We start from the raw sequence: 21,445 nt of genomic DNA, 5'->3' as shown, positions 1-21,445 counted from the left end.
TAGATTATTTTTTTAGCCTTGTCAGCCGGAAAAGGCTGATTGTTTCAAATACAGTATACACCAGGTACAGGAACAACAGCATGAAAATGGTGAGCTTACTCACATTGGGCTTATAAATAAGCACGTAAGCAGCTATACCAATGACGCAAAGAAAAAGTTTGCTGAGCGTAGAGCCATAAACGGCCCTGATAAATGCATTGTGGTTGGAAGAAGCGAGTCCCCGGCGGCTCATAATATAAGACACCAGGGAGATAATAGCCATGATCAGGTTACCGGCCATCAGCACATTCACATGTGTGCCAAGGTCCAGCAACCTGGGTTTGAATATGATAACAAGTCCGTTTAGAATTCCAAAAACTGCGAATAACCGTATAAAAAATCTATCACTCATGCCGTCGGGTGTCTTTTATAATTTGCCACAAAAGTATGGCTAAAGCAAGTAAAGAAAAAATGATCAGGAATACCGGGAACCGCCAGCCAATCCATTGGTCTAGTTTATATCCCGCAAATACTCCCAAACCCAGTGTAGCCATCATCTGGAAGGCTAATCCGGCATATCGTAAGAGGAGATTTCGGTTATTCGGCTTCCTGGAGGACGGTTTTTCCATGTTTCTGGTTATCAGCCGGCTGCTGATCGTCCATGTAGCAACGGCCATTGAACTTAGCAGAAGGCTCCATTTCAAAATGAGCGGTGTATACATCGCCCTTTACTAATGCATTCCCTTTCAGAAATAATAATTCTTCTACCTTGATAATTCCTGTTACCCTGCCCAGGATGTCAGCGCTCTGGCATACCAGGTCACCGGTGATTTCACCCTCAGGTCCTACCACTATCTTAGCTTTGGTAGATACCAGGCCATTCACCTGTCCGTCAATTCTGATATCGCCTTCACATACAATGTCGCCCTGGATAGAAGTGCCATTGCCTATAATATTAACCGTTGATGTTGGCAACATGGACTTGCTGTCACCTTTCGATTTTTGATTGCTATTAAACATAGGGAGTTAGGTTTTTCAAGTTTAGTGTGTAATATAAATAAATATATATAAAATTTTTGTATTTATATATTAATAGGTGCTGTTATCTACGGCAGGCACTTTTAACATCGTGGTGTCCACTTTCCCGGTAAAATCGCCGTTAATTACCTTTTTGATATTGTTCAGATACTGGTCGCGGGCATTGATAGCCGTTTCCAGCGAATCAGCCCTCATTTTCAGATGGATAAACTCTTTTCGTTGTTTCAGATCTCCATAACCTGGGATGTAATAACGCAGCGGCGTAAATACCACCGTAGCTACTGTAATGGCTACCAGTAATACAAAAAGGGTGCTGAAGGCAATGTACACGCTCATCCGGGAGAGTTTGAACGAGGTCACTTCTTCATAGGTATCGTCATTCATAATTACCAGACGGTATTTATGACTTAGTTTTTCCAGGTTTCGTCTGCTGTTTTTATTCCCCTTCTTGGCCATGTTTTGCGGTACTTCTTAAAGAATGCTATTTCTTTTAAGGCGGGCTAAAGTTAATCATTATTGTAAAATAGGAAACAGTGTTTTGAGGATTGCCGGCAGAAAGAAGTCTTTTTATCTGAAAACCAGCCGATTAAAATGTATCTGCTACCGGAAAAAGTCTGCATCACTTCTTCCAGACGCATATTCAATCAACTATTTTATCCTATCTTTAAAATATTTTTTCAAACTGTAAGTTATATATATTTAGCCTATACACCCTGGCATCCATGAATTGCATCATCAAACTGCTACCAAAATATTCGGGAATAATAATTTTGTCATGTTGCCTGGTTTTGCAGGCTGCCCGGGCACAAAATAACCCTCAAAATCAGCCTCCGCAAACAAATTCCCAGGGCCAGGCCCCCGGTAAACAGCAACAGCAGCAAAAGCCTGCCGTCAAGCCCCTTTTTAAACCGCGCGAACAACGCGTGCAGGACCGCCGTCCCCCTTCTGAAGTAATGCTGGAGAAAAAGAAATGGACCTGGAAAAGACAATTCTTCCAGAACATGGCTACCCGCTTCAACTATTACTTTCATGCCAGGGTTAAACTCGACCGGGTAGTGAAAACCGCTAACCGCGACGGCCAGGATAATTATAATATCCTCCTGCCGTTTTATCCCTTCAGTCTTCAGAGCCAGGGCTTCAGCAAAGGTGAACTGGACTCCGTGATCGATAAAACAAACATGGCCATCCAGCTCCACGACCCCCGCGGTAAATGGATCGACGATTGCTTCCTGCTCATGGGACGCGCCTACTTTTATGAAGGCGACCTCGAAAATGCCAATAAAACATTCCAGTACATCAATATTGCCTTCGCACCCAAAACGAAGTCGGAATACAAAACAGTAGTGGGAGCGCATGAAAATGACCAGATCTCCATCGCCACAAAAGAAAAAAGAAAAGGTGTCTTCGGCCGCCTCAAACATACCAAAGCACGTAACGACGCTTTCCTGTGGAGGGCCCGTACCCTGCTGGAACAACAGGAATACGATGAAGTACAGGCGCTGCTCAATATCCTGAACAATGATCCTAACTTCCCCCACCGCCTCGACGGCGACCTGGCGGAAGTACGTGCCTACAGCCACTATATCCAGAAAAGGTACCCCGAAACAATAGAACCGCTGAAAGTGGCCATCGATAAAAGTCATGATAAAGTGGCCAAAGCCAGGATGTCGTACATCCTCGGCCAGCTCTACCTGCAGCAGCAGCACCCGGATTCCGCCCTCGACCAGTTCCGCAACGTGATCAGCATGAAACCCGATCCTATGATGGATTTCCAGGCCCGGTTACAGATTGCCAGAACCAACGCGGAAACCACCGGTAACATAGCCGGCAGCATAGCAGGCCTCCGCCGCATGCTCAAAAAGCAACGGTTCGAACGGTTCCGCGACGGGATCTATTATACCATGGGCGTGCTCGAATATCCCGATCACCCGGAAGCGGCGCTTAACTATATGAAACAATCACTGAAAATACCCAGTGACAACCTCATGCAGCGCACCATCACCTACAAAGGCATGGCGGATATTTACTACGACCAGCGCAATTATACCGATGCAAAAAAATATTACGACAGCACCGCGGGCGTAATGACAAAGGATTTTGCAGACGCCCCTACCGTGGAAACCCGCAAAGAAGTGCTCACGGAAGTGGTGGCGCGGCTGGAAACCATTCACCGGGAAGACAGTCTCCAGAAATTAGCCGCCATGTCCCCGTCCGACCGGAACATTGTGTTATCGAAAATGGTGGCCGTCATGGAAAGTGAAGCCGCCGAAAAGAGAAAGAAAGATAAACTGGCCGCCGCCAATCCGCAGGAAAGTGCGTCTTCCTTCAGCATGACCGGAGCAGGCACCGCCTATTCACCAAAAGAAGAAAAAGGCGACTGGTATTTTTATAATGCAGGCAGTAAATCAGCCGGCTATTCCGAATTCAAACGCAGATGGGGCAGCCGGCAGCCGGTAGACAACTGGCGCCGCAGCCAGAACGGCGTGGTAAATGCTACCAACAGCGCCGGCCCGATAGAAATTACAGAGGAAACAAAGTCCGTCATCCTGGGCGACGTGCCGGCAGACACGATCAGCACGGCATCCCTTGCCGCAGGCTTGCCGCTGACACCGGAAAAACTGGCCGCCTCACAAAAAGCAGTACACGAAGCCTGGTTCGATCTCGGCAAATTATATCACGATAAACTGGAGAACTATTCACTGGGCATAGAAACCTACGACTCCCTGCTGATCCTCTACCCGGATCATCCAAAGAAACCGGAGGTATTGTATTCCCTGTATGTATGGCATAGCAAACTCAATCATACCGCCCAGGCTAATCACTATAAATCAATGGTGCTGAACCAGTACGGTAATACCAATTTTGCGGACATCATCCGCTCAGGCGGATTAAGGGATATCGACAGCCAGAAAAAGAAAGAGATCAGCGCCGCTTACGACGCCGCTTATGAAGCCTTCCGCCACGGTAACTATGCGGAATCGATGGCTATGAAAAAACAGGCCGACAGCACCTTCGGCGTTAACTTCCTCCAGTCCAAATTCGATCTGCTGGAAGCAATGCTGATCGTGAAAACAGATACCCTGTACGCCACCGATACTCTGCAGTTGTCGCGTAAAGCAGTACAGGCAGTACTTACCAAGTACGCCGCGGATGAGCCGGTACGCGCTCAGGCACAGGCTCTTATGGATGCCCTGAACCACCGCGCAGAGCTTTCCGACTATCTCGCCAAGCTGGAAGTAAGGAAGAAAGACGCCAACGGCGTATTGCTGGATGAAGATGTTTCTATGCGATACCCCTGGCAAAATCCACAACCGGTACTGGCCGACAGGATCAACGGCGCCAAAACACCGGCCGATTCGGCTAAAATAGCCGCCGGTATGGCTGGCACACTGCCTGCGCCCATAGTGCCTATCGCACCGCCAAAACCGGTAACGCCCTATAAAATATCGCCCGACAACCCGTTTTTTGTAGTGCTTTCCTTCCAGCGCGTGTCTAAGGAGCTCATGGATGAGGGCCTTAACCAGTTTACACGTTATAACGCCGCCAAACATGCCACTGATAAAATTGAAGTCGGCAGTTTTGTGCTCACCCCTAACGACGTGATGCTGATTTTCCGGCTTTTCCCCAACGAAGACAAAGCCCTGGCCTACTTCGATGAGATCCGAGATGAGGCTGCTGCGAATATCATTCCCCGGATAAGACCCACAGAGTACAATTTCTTTGTGATTTCCAGGGATAATTTCATCTTATTAAACAGCACCAAAGACCTGGCCGGTTACCGTAAGTTTTTTACAGATAATTATGTGACCCAGTAAGTATTTTTGGAATTTTAAATAGCTTTGTCGGTCGGGCCGCCATAAACAGGCTTGTTTATTGCATATAAACTTTATTGAAAAAATTATATATATAGCCAACAGATAGTGATAAATTGTCTTTCATATAAAGAAATCGGGCAAAATCTGGCCATAAAACAAATTAAATAAGCGCATGAAAAAATCGGTGAAAATATTGTGGCGGGTGGCTTTTGGTATCTTAGCATTAATTGTTCTCTTAGTTTTACTCATTAACTTCCGGATCATTGGCAGCATGCCGTCGATGGAAGAACTGGAAAATCCGCGGGCAGCACTGGCCGCAGAGGTAATTGCCGACGACGGTACCATTCTCGGTAAGTACTACCAGGTGGATCGTTCCAGCAGTGATTATAATGAGATCTCCAAAAACGTGATCAACGCGCTGATAGCAACAGAAGAAACCCGTTTTTATGATAACTCCGGTATCGACCCCAAGGGCACACTGGCTATCCCTTTTTACCTGCTCATCGGTAAAAAACGTGGTTCCAGTACCATCACCCAGCAGCTGGCTCTGAACCTGCAAACGGATAACCTGGGAAAACAACGCTCCGGTAACCCGATTGGCAGGGCGTTTCAGAAAGTGCAGGAGTGGATCATTGCCGTAAAACTGGAAAGGAACTTCACCAAACAGGAAATCCTTACCCTCTACCTGAACACCGTTGCCTTCGGCGATAACGTATATGGTATTGAAAACGGGGCCAGAACATTCTTCAGCAAAGATGCCGGCCATTTATCTATCGAAGAAGCTGCTATCCTTGTGGGAATGCTTAAAGGCAACACCCTGTATAACCCGCGCCGGAATCCGCAAAACGCCCTCCAGCGCCGTAACACCGTGATCAGCAATATGCAGGAAGCCGGCTTTATTACGCCAGCGGAGGCCGCATCCGCGAAAAGCAAACCGATTGTACTGCACTATAATAAAATTGATCACAACAAAGGATTGGCCCCTTATTTCAGGGAAGTGCTGCGCGATGAACTGAAGAGCTGGTGCAAAGTGCATAAGAAAGCCGATGGATCAGAGTATAACCTCTACCGCGACGGGCTCAAAATATATACGACCATCAACCCGAGAATGCAGTTGTATGCAGAAGAAGCGGTGGCCAAGCACCTTGCGGTGCTGCAAAAATCACTCTCTGCACAAAACGATATCAAAACTGGCAATGTTTGGAAGAAATGGCCCAAATTCCTGGATCAGTACATGAAGGAATCTGACAGGTATAAATCCATGAAAGAGGACGAAGCAGACGATTCTACCATTGCCAGGGCATTTAATACGCCGGTACGCATGAAGGTATTTGGCTGGAGAAGTTCTACCGAACCAGACCTGAATGAAATAGATACCACCATGACCCCGCTGGATTCCATTAAATATATGCGTGCCATTTTACAGGCAGGCTTTATGGCAATGGACCCTGAAAGTGGTGAAGTAAAGGCCTGGGTAGGCGGACCGGATTTCCGCTACTTCAAAAATGATCACGTGGCAAAAACACGCCGCCAGGTGGGTTCTACATTTAAACCCTTCCTGTACTGCTTCGCCATTATGAATGGCATGTCGCCAAATACTATTTTGCCAAACGAACCGATTACCATCAACGGCTGGACGCCGCATAATTCGGAAGGCAGCACCGGTGGCAGCATTACGATGGCGGGCGCACTGGCAAAATCACTGAACCTGGTGGCCGCCTACCTAATCAAACAGATAGGGGCCAAGCCGTTTGCTGATTTCGCTAAAAATAAAGTAGGCTTTACCAGCGATATCCCTGCCTATCCAGCCATTGCGCTGGGCGCCGTGGAGCTGTCGCTGTATGAACTCCTGCAGGGGTACACCATGTTCCCCGCCAGGGGTATTAATACCAAACCTATTTACATCACCCGCATAGAAGACAGGAATGGTAACATCCTGGAAACCTTCGCGCCGGTGAAACGCGAGGTGATCAGCGAAAGGGAATCTTATACCATGGTGAAAATGATGGAAGGCGTGGTAGCACCAGGTGGTACCGGCGCCCGTGTCCGTTCCCGCTTTAACATTCAGGGTGAAATAGCCGGTAAAACCGGTACCACCAACGATAACACCGATGGTTGGTTCATGGGCTATACGCCTAAAATACTGGCCGGCGCATGGGTAGGTTGCGAAAACAACTTTATCCACTTCAGCACCACCGCCATTGGTCAGGGCGCCAATACCGGCTTACCCATCTGGGCGTATTTCATGCAGAAAGTGTATGCCGATCCAACCCTGAAAGTAAGCTCCAACGATCATTTCCCGGTACCGCCCAATATGAGCGAAGACGATATTTACATGAATTACGATTCCAATGTAAAACCGGGCGCTGAATCTGAAAACGTAGGCAACGGTTCAGCCGACGATTACGGCTCCGGCGATGCCAGCGATTACGCCACCCCTGGCGCCGACAGCCAGGAACCCGCGCCCGCAAAGCCAAAAGAAGAACACAAAGACAATAAAGAAAACAAGCCGAAAGCTACCATGCCGCCCGCGCCCAAGAAAGGCGAGTAAGCGAAGGTTGTCTTTCTCAGGATTACACTGATTTTATTGATTTACTTTTTTGGATTTTATAAATGATTTGGGGAGATACAAGCGAAAATATCCGCTTATATCTCCCCAAATCATTTAAAATCCAAAATGATCAAATCCTTAAAATCAATAAAATCAGTGTAATCCTGAGAAAGACAAAATCCGCACTTATTTATTAGCTTCGCCCCACCAAACCATTAAAAAAACAGTACAATGAAAAATGCAATCAAAGCACTGCTGCTGGCAGGCCTGTTGCCATTGGCATCGGCTGCGCAGGACAGCACCCAGTTTATCAAGGGAAGCTGGAAAGAACTCACCGCCAAAGCAAAAAAGGAACACAAACCCATTTTCATCGACACGTATTTTGAAGGATGCCATGCCTGTAAAGACATGGAAGTAAAAGTATTTCCACGACCGGAAGTAAAGAAGTACATGAACGAGCACTTCATTTGCACCGGCTATGATGTATTTAAAGAGGAGTTTGGGAAGGAACTCTGCGCCAAGTACTTCATGACCGGATTTCCTACTTACCTGATCATTTCCGGGGAAGGAAAGCTGATCAATACCGGTATGGGTTACCAGGAACCACCGCAGTTCCTGCAATTCCTGGAAAATAATATTGCCAGATATAAAGCGGGTGAGTACCTGGGCGGTTTTGGCAACAGCCTGAAAACCGATGACCCGGAATTTTATCGAACCTTCTTTTTTGCAAAGGACAGGAAGTATCCGGATAGCGCCGTGGTAAAGGAATACCTGTTAAAACAAAAAGACCTGTTTAAGGAATCCGTATTCAAGGTAATGCTGGTATGCCGCAACCTGCCAGCTAACTACAGGGAGTTCTATATAAAAAACAGGACTGCTTACCAGGATCGTTTTGGCGTGGAGCTGAATAAGAACATATTAAACGGCCTGCTCAGGCAGGACCTGGCTGCCCTGCCCAAACAACTGGATACGACGGCATTTGAGGCATTCCTGGCAAAACAGCAGCAGGTATACAGTGCGGCCGACTGGCACGAAATAGAGATGTACTACGCAGAAAATTATCTTTTAAAAACCTGCAAAAACGCAAAGGCATTTCTGGAGTTTGCCATCGCCCATAAGGATCTGAACGATAACCGGGTGCGTTACATGCGCTTTTATATGGCGGGGGAGCTGGAAAAACAACCGGAACTGAAAGATTTATATGTGCGTTGGGCGGCGCCGGCTCTTACAGAAAACTCCAGCCTGGAAGCCATCTCCATGATGGCGTATATGTGCAGGGAAGGGTATAAGGAGCAGGCAAAGAAATACTTTACCTGGGCGGTATCCAAAGCTACTGCTATGGGACAGCCGGCAGACAATTACAGGAAAGAACTGGAAAAGCTGGGAAGCTGATCTCCGGGAGATAACATAAAAAAGGAGCACAGATGACCTGTGCTCCTTTTTTTATATCTTCTGACAATTATTATCAGCTAACGGCTTTATTTACCAGCGCAGCTGCTTCGCTGAGCAGGATGGCTGACTGTACTTTCAGACCGCTTTCTTCTATCAGTACTTTTGCTTCAGCAGCATTGGTACCCTGTAAACGTACAATGATAGGCACGGTGATGTTGCCGATAGATTTGTAAGCATCAATAACACCCTGGGCAACCCTGTCGCAACGAACAATACCACCAAAGATATTGATCAGGATAGCTTTTACCTTAGGATCTTTCAGGATGATACGGAAACCTGCTTCCACGGTTTGTGCGTTGGCGGTACCGCCTACGTCCAGGAAGTTAGCGGGTTCACCGCCGCTCAGTTTGATCATATCCATAGTAGCCATGGCCAAACCGGCGCCATTTACCATACAGCCTACGTTACCGTCCAGTTTCACGAAGTTCAGGTTGTATTTGCTGGCTTCTACTTCGGTAGGATCTTCTTCAGAAATATCACGCAGGGCTTCCAGGTCCGGATGACGCATCAGGGAGTTGTCGTCCAGGTTTACTTTGGCATCCACAGCAATGATCTTCTCATCACTGGTTTTGAACAGCGGGTTAATTTCCAGCATGCTGCAATCCAGTCCTACGTATGCGTTATAGAGGTTGGTTACAAATTTCACCATGTTTTTGAACGCTTCGCCGCTCAAACCGAAGTTGAAAGCGATGTTACGCGCCTGGAACGGCTGCAGGGTCATATTTGGTTTTACCCACTCTTTGTATATTTTTTCAGGAGTGCTGTGTGCTACCTCTTCGATATCCATACCACCTTCAGTGGAATACATGATAACGTTCTGGCTTTTAGCACGGTCCAGCAGGATGGACAGGTAGAATTCCTTTACAGGGTTAGCGCCCGGATAATAAACATCCTGTGCTACCAGTACTTTATTTACCAGTTTACCAGCATCGCCGGTTTGAATGGTAACCAGGGTGCCTCCCAGGATATTTCCTGCTATATTTTTAATATCTTCTGCATTTTTTCCTACTGCCACACCTCTCTGTTCCGTACCACGGATCTTACCTTTTCCACGTCCGCCCGCATGAATCTGGGCTTTTACAACGGCAAATTCATTACCAAATTGCACTTTCAGCTGCTTGTATGCTTCCGCAGCCGCTTCAGGGGTATCCACCGGGATACCTTCCTGTACCGGTACATTATATTTTTTCAACAGTTCTTTAGCCTGGTACTCGTGTAAGTTCATCGGAATAAAATTTGCCGCTAAAATAGGTCATTATGATTTAAATATAAAACTGCAGTCATTTGTGAATTAAAAAATAACTTTGCGCGGGTTTGTTTTTTAAATCCGGCTTTTATTAATGTATAAACAGATGAGTGAATTAACAGCAAAGATCACGGCAGCGGGGGAGTATATCAGCAAATTCTGGCAAAACAAGCCAGTGGCGGGCATTATCCTGGGCAGCGGCCTGGGTAACCTGACAGGGGAAATTGAGGATAGCATTGAAATTCCATACAGCGACATACCCCATTTCCCCGAATCTACGGTGGAAGGGCATTCCGGCAAATTGATCCTCGGATTCATGCAGGGTAAGCCGGTAGTGGCTATGGCAGGGCGTTTTCACTTTTATGAAGGATTTTCCATGCAGCAGGTAACTTTTCCTGTACGGGTCATGAAAGCCTTGGGAATCCATACTTTATTTATTTCCAACGCCGCCGGGGGGATGAACCCATCTTTCCAGGTAGGCGATCTGATGATCATCCGGGATCATATCAACCTGCAGCCGGAACACCCGCTGCGGGGCAAAAATGAGGACACGCTGGGTCCACGTTTCCCGGATATGAGTGAACCCTATGCCAGAACACTGATCGATGCAGCGAATAAAATTGCTGCGGCCAACAATATATCTTTACATAGCGGCGTATATGTAGGCGTTCAGGGGCCTACCTTTGAAACACGGGCAGAGTACAAATATATGCACATTATCGGCGGCGATGCCGTTGGGATGAGTACCGTACCCGAAGTAATTGTAGCGGCACATGCCGGTTTGAAAGTATTTGCCATGAGTGTGATCACCGATATCGGTATCCGTGAAGAAGAAAATGTGATCACCCACGAAGAAGTACTGGCAGCTGCAAAAGCAGCAGAACCTAAGCTTACGCTGATATTTAGTGAATTAATCCGGCAACTATAAACGCTTTTGTTACTTTCGGATGAGGCAAATTTTCATTTTCATAGCCCTGCTGTTATTGTGCGGGAATCAATTAATGGCCCAGTTTAACTCGGGACGCATCAACAATATGGGCGGTGGCGGCGGCACCAGCAAAATGCAGCGGGATACAGGGAAACATGAACACGAGCCGGATACGCTGACATTAACCTACCGTATCCTCGGTGAACCCACCGATTATAAGCTCGACTCCTCCGTGGCCGATTTTCAGACCAATTATCTGAAAGTACCTTCCTCGTACACCACGCTCGGTAACACCGGCAGCGCAGCTTATAACATGATTTATACACCACGCATGAAACCCGGTTTTGACGCCGGCTTTCACGCGTACGATGTATATTCCAATTCCCATAAGGATGCCCGCTTTTACTATACTACACGCCCTTACACAGAGCTGCAGTACCTGGTAGGCAGCAAACAGGAACAGATTATCGGGCTTTCCCATACCCAAAACCGGACGGAGCGCTTCAACTTTGCATTCGACTACCGCAAAATAAACGCCCCCGGCTATTTTCGCTCACAAAATACCAATCACGATATCTACCGCTTTACGGCCCGGTACCAGAGCAAGAATAAACGTGCCCATACCTACCTGAGCTTTTACTTTAATAAGATCAACGGCGGGGAGAACGGGGGGATCAGGAACGATTCCTTCATGAACATCAGCACTTACAAACAACGCAAAACCATCCCGGTAAACCTGGGTAATGATGCGTCAACAACATATGCTTTCTTTGGAGGCAGCATACCGGTGAAATCCAACTACCGCGAAACAGGGTTCCTGATCCAGCAGCAGTACGACTGGGGCCGCGGCGACAGTATCCACGTAAACGATACCACCGATTATTATAAGTATGATCCGATATTCCGTGTACAATACACGTTCAATTATCAGAGTAATAACTACGAATTCCTGGATAGCAGCCCTGATACCGCTTTTTATTCGGGTCACTATAACTTTTTACCCGGCGATACGGTAGCATCCAAGCACCAGTGGAAAATGATTTCCAACGACCTGTCGCTGATCCAGTTCCCTGTACTCGGTAACCAGGGACACTTTATTAACATTGGCGCTCGTTTCGAAAGTCTCACCGGTACCTTCCTGGACGCAGATATTAATTTTACCAACCTGGCCGTGCATGGAGAATACCGCAATAAAACGCGCAACCAGAAATGGGATTTCTCTGCAAGAGGTGAGTTTTATGTAGTAGGACAGAATATCGGGGATTATGGTTTTTATGGAATGTTAAGGAGACATATTAACGACTTCCTTGGGGATGTCCGCCTGTCGGTCAGCAACGTAAATAAGGAACCCTCTTACGTCTTCAAATATTTTAACAGTACAAATGATGCCTGGTATAATACGAGCCTGTCGAAGGAAAATATTACCCAGCTGCAGTTTGCCACCGAAAACAAAAAGCTGAATTATAGCCTGGCAGCCAATTATTTCCTGTTTACCAATTACACCTATTTTAAAGATTATTATCACAGCGAGCAGTATAACTCGCTGTTTAACCTGTTACAAATAACGTTTAGCAAGAAGTTTAACATCAAGCCGTTTGCCTGGTATGTAGATATCGCCTTCCAGCAGCTGCATGGCAACGGCCCGTTGAACGTGCCCACCTTCTGGACCCGTAACCGGTTTGCCTTCGAAAAAAGACTGTATACAAACCTGAACCTCATGACGGGGATTGAACTGCGCTATAACACCGGTTATTATGCAGATGATTATTCCCCGCTCACCGGTCAGTTTATTTACCAGAATGCCACCAAGATCAGTAACGCTTTACCGGATATTGCAGCATTCGCCAACTTCCGGATCAAATCTTTCTCCGCATATGTGCGCGCAGAAAACCTGAATACCTTCCTGGGGGATAACAATTATGCCGGACCATTATACCCGTATAATAACTTCGCCTTCAGGTTGGCGCTCAGGTGGTGGTTTATTAACTAGCTATTACATATAACTATATGATGACCGGTATTGTGGCGACGCAATCCCGGTCATTTTTTTTCTTATCTTTGTAATTCATCATGAAGCAATTTTTCGCCATATTATTTGCAGTACTGTATATCACGCTTACCAGCGGGTTTGCAGTAAACGTGCATTATTGCATGGGCAAACTGGCCTCTGTAGATCTGCAGGAAGCTCCGGCTGACCACTGCGGAAAATGCGGAAAGCCTTCAAAAGGCATGGATTGCTGTAAAGATGAGTTTAAGTTCTGTAAGGTTACTGAATCGCACCAGGCCGCCAAAGCGCTGCAAGCCGGTTTCAGCCCTGCCACAGATATGCAGCTGCCCGTAACGATTTTACCTGTTTCCGCTTTGCCGGCGCAGGAACTATTTTTCGTGAGCCGCCCCCACGATCCGCCAGACATTCCGTCTGCGCCTATTTTCCTCCGCAATTGTACTTTCCTGATCTGATGCAGTTTTTAATGTAGTGTTGGTTGCTGTAAGGCAGCACCGCTATTGCTTTGACTGTTATTCATCTTATTATTCAATTTTATTTCATCAGATCATGAAAATAGTATCCATTATATTGCTCGCACTGGGCATGTCTTTCGGCGCAAACGCGCAATTTAAAAAAGCCAGCGTACACGCCACCGGCCTTACCTGCGCTATGTGTTCAAAAGCTACTTACGAGGCCCTGGAATCACTTCCTTTTGTTGAAAAAATTGATACCGACCTCGATAACACCACTTTCATTCTTACCTTCAAAACCGGTGCACCGGTGAGCATTGATGCTATTAAAGGTAAAGTGGAAGATGCCGGTTTTTCTGTAGGTAAGCTGGTGATGACTGCCAATTTCGATGCTGTAAGCGTGCAAAACGATGCGCACGTAGCATTTGCCGGCAGCACCCTCCATTTTATGGATGTAAAGAACCAGGTATTATCCGGGGATAAGGACATCACCGTAATTGACAAAGACTTTATTTCTTCCAAACAATTTAAAAAATTCAGTACTGAAACCACTATGCCCTGTTATAAAACAGGTATGATGGGCGACTGCTGTAAGACTGATGGCGCTGCTGCTTCCAAAAGAATTTATCACGTCACCATTTAATAGCTGGCCGGTATATGAAAAGAATTTTAATAATAGCCACGATCGTCATGGCTGGTAACGGCATAGCAGCTGCCCAGGAATTGTATGTAAATACAGAACCGGCGAGCAATATGCCCGCCAACTCACTGGGGATCAGGCTCACCAATAAGTTTTTCAACATGAAGCATTCCGGCGACAATGGAATGCGCTTTGAGCCGGAAGTGATGTGGGGCGCTAATAAAAAGCTCATGCTGCATGTGCTGGGATATGCGTCCAATATGATGCAGAACTCTGTAAAACTCGAAGGTGGTGGTGTATACGCCAAATACCGTTTCCTGTCGCTGGACCAGCAGCACGCGCATTTCCGCATGGCTGCCTATGTAAGAGGCGCCGTGATCAACAATCCATATTACCCGGAAATGCCCGACGGCTCACATGCCATGCGACCGTACGACAATAAGGAGCTGGATCTGGAAGGAGCTACTTCGGGTGTAAACGGGGGTATTATTGCTACGCAACTGTTACATAAACTGGCGTTGTCCACAACGTTGGGCTACTCCCGTTATATGAACAATGTGAAGGATGAAATCCCGGACGACTTCTCCCGGAGTTCCGTAAATTATAGTCTCTCTGCAGGGTGCCTGGTTTTGCCGGTGAAGTATAAAAGCTTCCAGCAAACCAATTTAAACCTTTACGTGGAACTGTTGGGCAAAACCAATACAGACGCGGTGGGCAGAGGTTCCTATCTGGACATAGCGCCCGCAGTGCAGTTTATTTTTAACAGCACCACCAGGCTGGACTTGTCTTACCGCACCCAGTTAACCGGAGATATGGCTAGGAATACCTCCAACTCTTTTTTAATCAGGGTGGAGCATAACATTTTTAATATCAAAAAGTAACCGATGGCAACAACAGATCTGTTTATAAAGAATATGGTTTGTCCGCGCTGCATCAAAGTGGTTACTACCACCATTGCCGCGCAGCAACTGGACGTTGAGGATATACAATTGGGCAAGGTAACCGTTGCAGGTACTGTTTCAGAGAAACAGCTGCAGCAGTTGTCCGAAGCGCTTCAGCAGGAAGGATTTTTACTGATAGATGATAAAAAACAGCAGCTGATTGCCGGCATAAAAAGTATTATTGTACAGGCGGTGCATCATTCAGAGCTGGATGAAATGAAAGAAAACTTTTCCACCTTACTGGCAGGAAAGTTGCAGAAGGACTATCACTATCTGAGTAATCTTTTCTCTGAAACGGAAGGCACTACCATTGAACAGTATATTATTCAGCAGAAAATAGAACGGGTAAAAGAGTTGCTGGTATACAATGAATTAAGCTTAAGTGAAATTAGTTACAAGCTGGGATACAGCAGCGTGGCCCATCTTTCAGCACAGTTCAAAAAAGTAACGGGTCTCACGCCAAGTAAATTCAAACAATTGAAAGCGCCTGAGCGTATACCATTAGATAAGATATAGAAGTTAGTTGTTTTAGTTTTAGTTTAAAGAGAAGCTGCTGCACATCGTGGCTTCTCTTTTTAAAAAATCCGGACATGAAGAAAGTTGTTATAAGCATATTGAAATTTGTTCAGTCGCTTTTTGTGAAGAAGGATTGTTGCAGATAGATAGCAGGGGGAATGATTTTTAAAGCCGCAGATGTAGTGTCTGCGGCTTTTGTATTTTGGCGCGTTGTTATTTCGCAGATGCCTCAGCCATGCTTCAGACATGCGTATGTTATGGGGAATCCATGGACTCTTCATGCACTCCTCATGCACTCCCCATGCACTCCCCATGCACTCTCCATGCACTCCCAATACACTATGTCCCGTTTCAGATGGCGAATAAATGGTATGTGTGTTGTCTGCGTAGGTAAATTAAAGCGGGCATTATGATTTACTGGTAGCGAATGCAAGCAAAATAAAAGGGAGGATAAAGCAAAGTCAGCTAAATATACTAGTAGAATACCAACCCGGTCGCTTTTTGTGAAGAAGGATTGTTGCAGAAAGGGTTTTGTGGGAGACTATCCTCCTGCTTCATCATGCCGTTTATACGGATGCTCACCTGTATAGCCCTTTCGCTGCGTAATACATTTGCCAGCATTAACACACCATGTTCAGTAAAAACATATGGAAGATAGCCACCAAGGTGTTTTTTGGATGGTATCGCATTTTGCGATACCATGCTTTCCACTTCCTCCTCTGTCAACTGGAACATGAAATTTTCCGGGAACCTGTTTATATTACGTTTTACCTGTTCCCTTAACCGTATTGGTTTTACATCATATAACTCCGCAAGATCGCGGTCCAACATTACTTTATGTCCCTTGATATAATAGATTTTATTGATTAATACCTCATCATGTAAAACCATTTCTTTTCTTTCTTTACTCATGATTAAAATATAAGATTATAGTGTAAAACTTTGATCCGGATTACCATTTCCGGTAAAAGTTGGTTTTCTCACTTTATGCAGAAGAATCCAATACTCATACACCAGCAAACCCTTCAACGTCATATTCCTCACTGCAATTTTTTATGTAACATGCTTCATGATTCATAGTTGTAAACCGGAAAACATTCATTTTCTATAGTGGCAGCCGTAGTAGAAGGCTAACCGCTTCCATTTCCCGTTCTCCAAAAATTTTCAGCACAGTATTTGTAAATTCCTATCTTTACCATAGCGATTTACTGCAGATGAAGAACAAAATTTTTATTATCAGTTTGTTATGCGGATCTGGAATGTGCTTGTTGTTAGCCTGTGTAAATAAAAAAAAGCATACCGCCCCCAAACAAAAACAGATTGTAGCAAACATCAAACAATTGGATGAAGTGATCACGGAGAGTATCACCGAACGATTGTCGGCCCTGAAAGATAATGATGGCGAACTGGAAGACAGTTTGCAGTCTTTCCGTGCTTCAGCCATACAGGATTTTTACGGAGCCGATAAACCGTCCAGCCAATGGTCAAAGAACGGGATTACCAATCCCGCAGCCGATTCCATGCTGTATATGATCCAGCACGCGGAAGACGTGGGGCTGTTGCCTGCGCAATATCATGAGCCCGCGCTAACAGCTGCCTGGGAACAGATTACCAACGATGCTACCGCAAAAAAAGATGCCGCCCTGTGGGCAAAAGTCGATGTGCTGATGACAGACGCCTTCATGAAAATGGCGTCCGATCTCCGCTACGGCGTTGCTCCGCGTGACAGCATCACCCTTAAAAAGGATTCAGCGTTTACCGACGAACAACTGATCACACAATTGCGGCAGGCATTGAACGAAAAAAATGTAGCAAACATCCTGCATTCACTGGAGCCTACGCATGAAGGGTATATCGCCCTGAAAGAAGGGATCCAGTCTTTCAAAGCCAAATACGAAAACTATCACTGGGATACCTTACCGCTCAATTATACCGACACGCTTGGATTCCGGCAACTGGTGATCAACCGGCTGGTACAAAGCGGTCATCTCGATACCACGGGCCGGGAGCTGGATTCAGCCTTACTGAAAACCGGCGTAAAAGCTTTCCAGAAAGAATTTAATATTTATGCCGATGGCGTAGCAGGAAAGAGAACAGTGATGGCAATGAACCGCTCTATGCACGACTGGATTATGCAGGCCGCTGTAAACCTCGACCGATGGCGTAAGCTGCCCGATACATTGCCGTCCCGGTATATCATGGTAAACTTGCCCGGCTACAATCTGAAGGTAGTGGATAGCGGAGAAGTGGTGCTGGAATCGCGCGTAATTGTGGGTACACCCCGTACCCGCACGCCGTTGCTCAATTCCTATATGACCAACTTCATGATGTTCCCTTACTGGCGGGTACCTTACAGTATTGTATTTAAGGAAATGCTGCCGGCTATTAAAAAGAATGTCGGCTATCTTGCGGCTAAGAACCTGGAAGTAATAGATAGAGATGGCAATGCAGTTGATCCTTATACCATCGACTGGTCGAAACTCGGTAAAGGGCATTTTCCTTATGTGTTACGCCAGATGGATGGAATAGATAATTCACTGGGCATCATGAAATTTAACTTCAGGAATAAGTACAGTGTATACCTGCATGATACCAATAACCGCGGACTGTTTAAAAATTCCATGCGCGCCATGAGTCATGGTTGTGTGCGGGTGCAGCAATGGGATAGCCTGGCGCAGTACCTGGTGCGGGCGGATAGCTTACGGCATGTTGGAGACAGTGTTCGCGTATGGCTGGCGAGAGAGGAAAAGAAACAGGTAGATCTGCCTAAACATATTCCTATTTACCTGCGGTATTTTACTGCAGAAGGACAAAATGGTAATCTTGTTTTTTACGATGATATTTATGGAGAAGATAAAATATTAAGAAAGAGGATGAAGTTGTAAGCAACCCATCTGGTTAAATAAAAAAGCAGCGGATACTTTATCCGCTGCTTTTTTTATTGTCTTTATGAATTTACGCCAGTTTTGCTTTCAGCGCAGTATCCAGTGCTTCCAGGAATTCTTCTGTATACAGGTAGTGTTTACCATGTTCTACTTTGTTACCGTGGATACAAACAGCCAGATCTTTGGTCATTTTACCACTTTCAACGGTTTCAATACAAACCTGTTCCAGTGCCTGGCAGAATTTGATCAGTTGCTCGTTGTTGTCCAGTTTACCACGGAATTCCAGACCGCGGGTCCATGCAAAGATGGAAGCGATGGGATTGGTGGAGGTAGGTTTACCTGCCTGGTGATCGCGGTAGTGACGGGTTACAGTACCATGTGCGGCTTCTGCTTCCATTGTTTTACCATCGGGGGTAATGAGGGTAGAAGTCATCAGGCCGAGAGAGCCAAAGCCTTGTGCAACGGTATCAGATTGTACGTCGCCATCGTAGTTTTTACAGGCCCATACAAAGTTACCATGCCATTTCAGTGCGCTGGCCACCATGTCATCGATTAAACGATGTTCATAAGTTAAGCCGTTTGCCTGGAATTCAGCTTTAAACTCCTGTTGATAGATTTCTTCGAAGATATCTTTGAAACGGCCATCATATTTTTTCAGGATGGTGTTCTTGGTGCTCAGGTATAAAGGCCATTTTTTCATCAGTGCCTGGTTGAAACATGCACGGGCAAAGCCTTTGATAGATTCGTCGGTGTTATACATGGCTAATGCAACGCCATCGCCTTTGAAGTTGTATACTTCGTGTTCGATCACTTCGCCATTTTCACCTTCAAACTTAATAGTAAGTTTACCCTTTCCTTTTGTAACGAAATCGGTAGCGCGGTACTGATCACCGAAAGCATGACGACCAATACAGATCGGGGCAGTCCAGTTAGGCACCAGGCGGGGAACATTGCTCATTACAATTGGTTCACGGAATACAGTGCCATCCAGGATATTACGGATGGTGCCGTTGGGGGACTTCCACATCTGCTTCAGGTTGAATTCCTTTACGCGATCTTCATCGGGTGTAATGGTAGCGCATTTGATACCTACGCCTACTTCCCTGATAGCATTGGCGGCATCAATGGTAACCTGGTCGTTGGTAGCATCGCGGTGCTCCATGCCAAGGTCGTAATATTTAATTTCAACATCCAGGTATGGAAGTATCAGTTTATCCTTGATGAATTTCCAGATGATTCGTGTCATTTCATCACCATCCAGTTCAACTACCGGATTAGCAACTTTAATTTTTTCTGCCATTTCGGGTTTTTTAAAATTAAATTAAAAGCATTTCACAACAATTATTCAAGCGAGTCCCAATTGGGATAATCACGAAAAATACGAATAGCTGTGAAAAAAACAAAATTTCGCGAATTTTGTCTTTTTCAGGATTACGCTGATTTTACTGATTACCCGGATTTGATCATTTTAGATTTAAAATGATTTGGGGAGATATAAGCGGATATATCCGTTTACATCTCCCCAAAAAGTTTATCGCTTATATCCCGGAATTATTTTAAATCCACTCGCTGATATCTCCCCAAATCCTTTTTAAAATCCAAAAAGTAAAAATCCGGGTAATCAGTAAAATCAGCGTAATCCTGAAAAAGACAAAATTCGCGAAAGACAAAATTCGCGCTTAGTGCAGCATCTGCTTGATCACTTCATCCGCAAATTCGCTGGTTTTCACCAGGGTGGCATCGTCCATCAGGTTGTAGAAGTCGATGGTAACACGTTTGCGCATGATGGCGGTGCTGAGGCCGTGAACAATGATTTCAGCCGCTTCTTTCCAGCCCATGTATTCCAGCATCATTACGCCGCTCAGGATCACGGAGGATGGGTTCATGGTGTTGGTGTTGGCGAAGCGGGGTGCAGTACCGTGTGTGGCTTCAAATACAGCATAGCCGGTCAGGTAGTTGATGTTGGCGCCTGGGGCAATACCAATACCGCCTACCGCAGCTGCCAGTGCATCAGAAATGTAGTCGCCGTTCAGGTTCAGTGTGGCTACTACAGAATAATCCTGTGGCGCCAGCAGGATCTGTTGCAGGAAGTTATCCGCAATTACATCCTTGATCAGCAGCTTTCCTTTTGCCAGGGCTACTTTCAGTTCTTTGTTGGCTTCTTCTTCGCCCAGGTCTTTCTTGGTTTTTTCCCAATGTTCCCAGGTATATACTTTATCACCGAATTCTCTTTCTGCCAGTGCATAGCCCCAGTTTTTGAAACCACCTTCGGTGAATTTCATGATGTTGCCTTTGTGCACCAGGGTGAGCGACGGACGTTTGTGCTCCAGCGCATAGCTGATAGCGGCGCGTACCAGTCTTTCCGTACCTTCAATAGATACCGGTTTAATACCCAGGGAAGAGGTTTCCGGGAACCGGATCTTTTTAACGCCCATTTCATTTTGCAGGAAATCGAGCAGTTTCTTTGCTTCCGGCGTACCCGTCATATATTCAATGCCGGCATAGATGTCTTCCGTATTTTCGCGGAAAATCACCATGTCCACTTTCTCCGGGTGTTTCACCGGGGAAGGTACTTTGTTGAACCAGCGTACAGGCCTTACACAGGCGTAGAGGTCGAGCTCCTGGCGCATGGCAACGTTCAGGGAGCGGATACCACCACCAACGGGAGTAGACAGGGGACCTTTGATAGATACCAGGTATTCTTTCAGCGCATCCAGTGTAGCCTTTGGCAGCCATTCACCTGTTTGCTGGAAGGCTTTCTCACCTGCCAGTACTTCTTTCCATTCAATTTTCCTGTCACCGCCATAAGCCTTTTCTACAGCTGCGTCGAATACGCGTACACTGGCTCTCCAGATGTCCGGACCTATTCCGTCGCCTTCTATAAATGGAATGATGGGGTGTGCAGGGACCTGTAACAGGCCATTGTTCATCGATATTTTTTCTGCCGGCATAAAACGGTTTCTTATGCGTTACGTAATTGTTGTAATCGCGGGCAAA

General features: G+C 46.1%; 18 protein-coding genes. 10 read left to right on the top strand and 8 right to left on the bottom strand.

Annotation, left to right across the window (positions count from 1 at the left end; translation table 11 throughout):
- Window positions 1-4: 4 nt before the first annotated feature.
- From ACLHR0_RS02275 to ACLHR0_RS02260, 4 genes are all read right to left on the bottom strand, one after another.
- A complete protein-coding gene (locus ACLHR0_RS02275; RefSeq protein WP_079469049.1) occupies window positions 5-391 on the bottom strand; it encodes a hypothetical protein in 387 nt (128 codons plus the stop codon).
- Complete coding sequence (locus tag ACLHR0_RS02270) at window positions 384-608, bottom strand: AtpZ/AtpI family protein (protein ID WP_436484425.1); 225 nt, start codon at window positions 606-608, stop codon at window positions 384-386. The genes ACLHR0_RS02275 and ACLHR0_RS02270 overlap by 8 nt, the downstream gene beginning before the upstream one ends.
- A complete protein-coding gene (locus ACLHR0_RS02265) occupies window positions 577-999 on the bottom strand; it encodes a bactofilin family protein (protein ID WP_370909666.1) in 423 nt (140 codons plus the stop codon). Before ACLHR0_RS02265 ends, ACLHR0_RS02270 begins: the two co-directional genes overlap by 32 nt.
- Window positions 1,000-1,068: 69 nt before the next feature.
- Window positions 1,069-1,473: a hypothetical protein gene (locus ACLHR0_RS02260; RefSeq protein WP_370909667.1), complete on the bottom strand. Its 405-nt coding sequence runs from the start codon at window positions 1,471-1,473 to the stop codon at window positions 1,069-1,071.
- 467 nt (window positions 1,474-1,940) lie between these two features.
- Here ACLHR0_RS02260 and ACLHR0_RS02255 point away from each other — a divergent pair, with 467 nt between their 5' ends.
- From ACLHR0_RS02255 to ACLHR0_RS02245, 3 genes are all read left to right on the top strand, one after another.
- Window positions 1,941-4,832 (top strand): tetratricopeptide repeat protein, encoded by a 2,892-nt coding sequence (locus ACLHR0_RS02255; protein WP_436484424.1) that lies wholly within the window; start codon window positions 1,941-1,943, stop codon window positions 4,830-4,832.
- Window positions 4,833-5,004: 172 nt separating this feature from the next.
- Complete coding sequence (locus ACLHR0_RS02250) at window positions 5,005-7,383, top strand: penicillin-binding protein 1A (RefSeq protein WP_429045334.1); 2,379 nt, start codon at window positions 5,005-5,007, stop codon at window positions 7,381-7,383.
- A gap of 231 nt (window positions 7,384-7,614) precedes the next feature.
- The gene (locus ACLHR0_RS02245; RefSeq protein ID WP_436484423.1) at window positions 7,615-8,775 is read left to right on the top strand and encodes a thioredoxin family protein; all 1,161 of its coding nucleotides are present in this window, start codon (window positions 7,615-7,617) and stop codon (window positions 8,773-8,775) included.
- Between the two features lie 73 nt (window positions 8,776-8,848).
- Here ACLHR0_RS02245 and sucC read toward each other — a convergent pair whose 3' ends face one another.
- The gene (gene sucC, locus ACLHR0_RS02240) at window positions 8,849-10,060 is read right to left on the bottom strand and encodes an ADP-forming succinate--CoA ligase subunit beta (RefSeq protein ID WP_079469042.1); all 1,212 of its coding nucleotides are present in this window, start codon (window positions 10,058-10,060) and stop codon (window positions 8,849-8,851) included.
- Between the two features lie 127 nt (window positions 10,061-10,187).
- On the opposite strand from sucC, the gene ACLHR0_RS02235 reads away from it, so the two are divergent.
- The 6 genes from ACLHR0_RS02235 (at window position 10,188) to ACLHR0_RS02210 (ending at window position 15,563) form a co-directional block, all read left to right on the top strand.
- Window positions 10,188-11,009 carry a purine-nucleoside phosphorylase gene (locus tag ACLHR0_RS02235; RefSeq protein WP_429045338.1) on the top strand — a complete coding sequence of 274 codons (822 nt, stop codon included), beginning with the start codon at window positions 10,188-10,190 and terminating at the stop codon, window positions 11,007-11,009.
- A gap of 73 nt (window positions 11,010-11,082) precedes the next feature.
- Complete coding sequence (locus tag ACLHR0_RS02230) at window positions 11,083-12,999, top strand: putative porin (RefSeq protein WP_436484422.1); 1,917 nt, start codon at window positions 11,083-11,085, stop codon at window positions 12,997-12,999.
- 80 nt (window positions 13,000-13,079) lie between these two features.
- Window positions 13,080-13,469 (top strand): HYC_CC_PP family protein, encoded by a 390-nt coding sequence (locus tag ACLHR0_RS02225; RefSeq protein WP_436484421.1) that lies wholly within the window; start codon window positions 13,080-13,082, stop codon window positions 13,467-13,469.
- A 94-nt stretch (window positions 13,470-13,563) separates the two neighbouring features.
- Window positions 13,564-14,109: a heavy-metal-associated domain-containing protein gene (locus ACLHR0_RS02220; RefSeq protein WP_436484420.1), complete on the top strand. Its 546-nt coding sequence runs from the start codon at window positions 13,564-13,566 to the stop codon at window positions 14,107-14,109.
- A 14-nt stretch (window positions 14,110-14,123) separates the two neighbouring features.
- On the top strand, window positions 14,124-14,987 hold the full coding sequence (locus tag ACLHR0_RS02215) for a hypothetical protein (protein WP_436484419.1): 864 nt from the start codon (window positions 14,124-14,126) through the stop codon (window positions 14,985-14,987).
- A 3-nt stretch (window positions 14,988-14,990) separates the two neighbouring features.
- Window positions 14,991-15,563, top strand: coding sequence for a helix-turn-helix domain-containing protein (locus ACLHR0_RS02210; protein ID WP_436484418.1), 573 nt, complete (start codon window positions 14,991-14,993; stop codon window positions 15,561-15,563).
- 474 nt (window positions 15,564-16,037) lie between these two features.
- Here ACLHR0_RS02210 and ACLHR0_RS02205 read toward each other — a convergent pair whose 3' ends face one another.
- Entirely contained in the window at window positions 16,038-16,475 is a 438-nt protein-coding gene (locus ACLHR0_RS02205) for an ORF6N domain-containing protein (RefSeq protein WP_436484417.1), read from the bottom strand.
- Window positions 16,476-16,822: 347 nt separating this feature from the next.
- Here ACLHR0_RS02205 and ACLHR0_RS02200 point away from each other — a divergent pair, with 347 nt between their 5' ends.
- Window positions 16,823-18,448 carry a L,D-transpeptidase family protein gene (locus ACLHR0_RS02200; protein WP_436484416.1) on the top strand — a complete coding sequence of 542 codons (1,626 nt, stop codon included), beginning with the start codon at window positions 16,823-16,825 and terminating at the stop codon, window positions 18,446-18,448.
- Between the two features lie 70 nt (window positions 18,449-18,518).
- Here the strand turns inward: ACLHR0_RS02200 and ACLHR0_RS02195 are convergent, their stop codons facing one another.
- Together ACLHR0_RS02195 and icd are read right to left on the bottom strand one after the other, a co-directional pair.
- Window positions 18,519-19,748 (bottom strand): NADP-dependent isocitrate dehydrogenase, encoded by a 1,230-nt coding sequence (locus ACLHR0_RS02195; RefSeq protein WP_370909678.1) that lies wholly within the window; start codon window positions 19,746-19,748, stop codon window positions 18,519-18,521.
- A gap of 379 nt (window positions 19,749-20,127) precedes the next feature.
- Entirely contained in the window at window positions 20,128-21,399 is a 1,272-nt protein-coding gene (gene icd / locus ACLHR0_RS02190; protein ID WP_370909679.1) for an NADP-dependent isocitrate dehydrogenase, read from the bottom strand.
- Between the last annotated feature and the right edge of the window lie 46 nt (window positions 21,400-21,445).

Source organism: Chitinophaga sp. ARDCPP14, from assembly GCF_051362515.1.
Lineage (GTDB): Bacteria > Bacteroidota > Bacteroidia > Chitinophagales > Chitinophagaceae > Chitinophaga.
Note: the sequence above shows the minus strand (reverse complement) of the source record. Positions and strands in the feature narration are given on the sequence as shown.